The sequence below is a fragment of the Pelagicoccus mobilis genome (genome assembly GCF_016595505.1).
Lineage (GTDB): Bacteria > Verrucomicrobiota > Verrucomicrobiia > Opitutales > Opitutaceae > Pelagicoccus > Pelagicoccus mobilis.
In genome coordinates this window covers 1-4,879 of the sequence record NZ_JAENIL010000116.1, presented here as the reverse complement: position 1 = coordinate 4,879, position 4,879 = coordinate 1, and the positions used below count along the sequence as shown (strand labels likewise).

2 protein-coding genes are annotated in these 4,879 nt (G+C 51.4%); both read right to left on the bottom strand.

All coding sequences use genetic code 11. From position 1 onward, the window contains the following. The coding region (locus tag JIN87_RS27565) for a right-handed parallel beta-helix repeat-containing protein (protein WP_200359879.1) at positions 1 to 2,414 on the bottom strand (2,414 nt) is incomplete at its 3' end. A gap of 227 nt (positions 2,415 to 2,641) precedes the next feature. Continuing rightward, positions 2,642 to 4,879: right-handed parallel beta-helix repeat-containing protein (locus tag JIN87_RS27560; RefSeq protein ID WP_200359877.1), on the bottom strand; the 2,238-nt coding region annotated here is incomplete at its 5' end.

Below are 4,879 nucleotides of genomic sequence, written 5' to 3'. Positions count from 1 at the left end.
TCTATGTTGCCACCTGCGAACCTGAGAAAGATTCCGACCTTAGCATCCTGACAATGCAGCGAATCGATTCTCACGTGGGAAGGGTTGTTCCACACCACACAGGCTTGGTCGGTGAGATTAATACCTGTAATCATCGGTGGGCCCCCTTCACCATATGCCGTCAAACGGATCGGAGCGTCTGCCGTCCCCTTTCCAATCAGCTCTAGTTTAGCATTTTCCCAAACGTCACCACGCTTCAAATACACCGTACTTCCCGGAAACAGTTTTCGTTCAAGCAAATTCGAAAAACTCCGCCAGGGCTGGTCCGGGGCCGTGCCTCGATTCGAGTCATCTCCACCACTTGAACTTATGTAATAGTCCACGGCATTCGTATTCGGGTCCTGGGGATCCGATCGGATCAAGTACTCATCGATATTGGATATTCCATCCCCATCTGAGTCCAAGCCAGCATCCGATGGATCAAGCAAGTTCAACCCATTAGCTAGCTCCCATAGACTCGGCATCCCGTCTCCGTCTCGGTCGGCCGGCAAGCCCACATCACTTGAGGCGACACCTTCACGCGGATCCGCGACTCCATCGACTAGCACCTCCAATCCTCCTGTGTCAGCCAACTCCCCTACGCTCCAATCCAAGCGATACACCACATCGCCTTCGGCTGTGAGCTTTGTAACACTGTCAGGATGCACGGATAGATTTCCACGCCCCTCACCATCGATCCGATAGTTTCGTGGATCCATGACACCACCCGTTAAAAGCATCGCCTGATTGTACTTCACATCGAGACTTCTCGTTGAAACCAAGCTTGCCCCCGCCAAATAGGGAAGGCTACTCGTAGCAAAAGCATCGATCTTAAAATCAGCCCCCTGTTCAATCGAGGGATCAATACGCCATTTGGTAATGACTCCCCGATAGGTCTCGATAGACCCCATATCCACGGCGTACTCACGAACCTGCCCATCGTCGATTACTTCAAAAGCCACCGCTTTCTCGCCCGAAAACCAAGGCTCCACTTCCGTCTGAAAGAAAATCAGAGCTGCCTTACCTTTCGTCGAGCTCATGCTCACCTTAACAGTGCGCACTTCCCTAGCATTCACCCACGTATCCGGACTTTCGATATACGGATCAAGGCCACTCGAGCGCCCCACGATCGCACCGTCTTCGACGCCCAAACCATCCCACTGCTGCGAGTTCCCCCATCCTTCAAGCGTTGAGTCAAAGCTCCAAGATGTCGGTCGATCCTTCACATCCGACCAAGTCTTTCCGCTACGCACCTCATTCGGAGAAAAGTCGTTCAGCCAATTAGCTTCCACATCGTAAATACCAGGCACACCATCCCCGACATCCTCTCCTCGGTAGATGCCAATATTGCTTAGGCTCCCATAAATATCAGGATTCCAAGCCCCACCCGCATATCTCAACTCGGCATTGTCAGTGACATGCATTTCCGGGGAGGACTTCGTATTCCGACAGTTATTCCAAAAGGTGAGTCGCTCGAGCACGAGTCCCTCATTCCAGCCACCCGTATTCAAAACAAGCAGACCACCGCCGTCGTTATCATGAATCACGCAATCCCTAACCGTCACGTTTTCGCAGTGCCCTTCGATATCGAAGCCTACTCCATCATGACTGATTCCCGGCCGGATGTTACCACCGAACTCACAATCCTCGATTAGGAAGTTTTTGCAGTCCTGAACAAAACCGCCAGTCGTGCCCGACGAATACTGATCGTCACCACCAACCCAAGTATCGATACGCTTGGCATGACCTCCATCTACGAAGAACAGAGCGAACGATCCATTCACACACCCCGTCACCCAAGAGTCCTCAAAACGGAAATTCGTGAATCGACTGCGGTACGGACGCGGGTGATAAAAGCCATTCCCCAAGCCGGTATTCACATTCTTGAAACCACAATGAGTTACGGAAAAGTCATTCAAAATCAAAGACCGTTCGGAAGGCGAATACCCATGAGGAGGCGGGATTGCCGGAATCGAGCCCCCTAGCCAAATCCCCGCGCCCCAAGACATCTCCCAGGGATCCATGACAGATATCACGCCGTTTTCATCACCCCAGTTCTCATCCATGTTCTCAAAGTAGCAATTGGTGATATGCACATCCTGATTGTTATACATGTCGCCCGTGCCATCCACTGATCCACCCGTGAAACGAAGATAGATGCCGATCTTCGCATCTTCGCAGTGCAACGAATCGATCCTCACATGCGAAGGGTTATTCCAGACAACACAGGCCTGATCTGTCAGGTTTATCCCCGTGATCTTAGGGTGAGCCCCTTTTCCATATGCAGACAACCGTATGGGAGCTTCCGACGTTCCCTTGCCTCTAAGCTCAAGTTTAGCATTCACCCAAACGTCACCACGTTTCAAGTACAGATGCGTCCCCGGAGAGAGCTCCATTCCCAGCAAATTTTTAAAACTCCGCCACGCCTGGTCTGGGCTTATGCCCGAGTTATCGTCATCCCCTTCGCTCGAACTGAAGTAATACTGAACACTTCCTAAAGACTCGCCGTTCGAACTAGCCTTTTGAGGCGTCACAAGACAGCATCCCAGTGCAACAAATAAAAGCAAACACCTCATCGAAGTAGAAGATTCACACACCGAATACGCCTCTGGTAGATTCTTATTTAGTCAGCGACATACGAAACCGGCGTATCCTTTATGCTTTCAAAGACGCAGTCCAAAACATGCACCCCTTGATTGGAGAACAGGTTTCCTTCTCCATTCAGAACCTGAGAAACCGTGCTGAAGTAGACTCCGACTCGAGCATCGCTGAGGTGGAGAGAATCAATTGAAACATACGTCGGATCCTGCCAAAGAACGCAAATCCCACTATCCGAGTCGGTACCGGTGATAATTGGCAACGCTCCCGCTCCGTAAGCTGAAAGACGCACAGGCATATCTTCAGTACCACCCCCTTTTAGAGCGAGCATTGTGTTCGTCCAAACGTCACCGCGGTTCAAATACACGGTTGTGCCGGGGAGAAGAGATAAGTCTACGAGATTATCGAAGCTCTTCCAAGCTTGGCTCTGGCTAGTTCCCTTGTTTCCGTCATCCCCCGAACTCCAGCTCACATAGTAGTTAACCTCCTCGATATACCCGTTATTCGGGTCAGTCCCAAAGTCGTACTCATCGAAATTCGACCGACCATCCTCATCTGCGTCATCGAGTGCATCCAGGGGATCACGCGGATCCAAACCATTGATAAGCTCCCAAACATCCGGAATCCGATCGCGATCCATATCTAGCTCATAAGCGGAGACAAAATTCCCACGTGGATCCATTATCGAAGTCGCGATGAGGACCAAATCCTCTAGGGCACCAATCTCCCCACTGTCCCAATCAAGTCGATACACCGGTCCCGTTTCAGTCGAAATTTGACTCACGAAATCGGGGTAGCTGGACAAACTACCTTTCCCCGTCCCACCAATCAAATAGTTGCTAGGATCAAGTACGCCGCCGTCTATGTGTACCGCTTGGTTAAATCGGACATCAAGACGGGTCGGCGTAACAACTTCCACGGAAGTAACATAGGGTGTCTTCTCAAGTGAAAATTCGTCAATCTGCATCACAGATCCAGCCTCTATCGTAGGGTCGATTCGCCATTTCGTGACAACACCACTGTAAGTCTCCACACTCGCCATGTCCACGACATAGTCATGGTACTGTCCATCGTCGGTCACCCCAAAGCTAACTGACTTATCAGCACTGAACCAAGGCTCTACCTCAGTCTGGAAGAAGATCTGGGCAACCTGACCTTTTGTCGAACTCATCCGAATCTTCAGCCACTGACTCTCTCGGGTGTTAACCCAAGTATCCGGACTTACAACAAAGGGATCCACATCACTCGAAGTGCCAACCAAAGCTCCGCCACTTGCTCCAAGACCATCCCAATGATTCTGCCCTCCCCAACCTTCGGTGGACACCTCAAAAGTCCACGATCGTGGACGTCCGCTTACTGCCGACCACGGTGTGCCTGAACGTACTCCGCTCGGAGAGAAGTCTCTCGCCCAATTACCAGAAACATCATAAATGTTAGGAGTTCCAACCCCGATATCGCTTCCCCGATAGATACCCACGTTTGAAAGCCGTCCATACAAACTGGGATTCGGGGCTCCACCCGCGTACCTCAGTTCCGCATTGTCAGTAACTGCCATTTCGGGGTCCGCCTTGGGATTGCGAGCGTTGTTCCAAAGAGTCATGCGCTCTACCAGCAGCCCCTCATTCCAGCCTCCTGTATTCAAAACGAGAAGACCTGCTCCATCGTTATCGTGAATCACACAATCGCGAATGCTCACGTTTTCACAGTGTCCCTCGATGTCGAACCCAACTCCGTCCGCACTCTTCCCAGGGCGTATATTTCCGCCAAATTGGCAATCTTCGATCAGGAAGTTCTTACAGTCCTGAACAAAACCGCCGGTAGTGCCGGAATTGTATTCCACAGTGCCACCAACCCAGGTGTCGATCCGCTTAGCATGGCCACCGTCTACAGAAAAAAGAGCAAACGCCCCATTCACGCAGCCCGTCACCCAGGAATCCTCAAAACGGAAGTTCGTGAAACGACTACGGTAGGGGCGCGGATAGTAGAAACCTGTCCCCAAGCCTGTATCCACATCCTGGAAACCGCAGTGGGTCACTGAAAAGTCATCGAGGAGCAAGGACTGTTCCGACGGCGAATATCCTGCCGGTGGGAGTACAGAAGGAATCGTGCCTCCCAGCCAAATTCCCGCCCCCCAGGAGAGTTCATCAATAGGAAGACCGAGAATGTCGCCATTCTCACCCCACATTTCGTTCATGTTTTCGAAATAGCAATTGGTGATGTGTACATCGCGGTTGTTGAACATTTCGCCTGTACCGTCTATGTT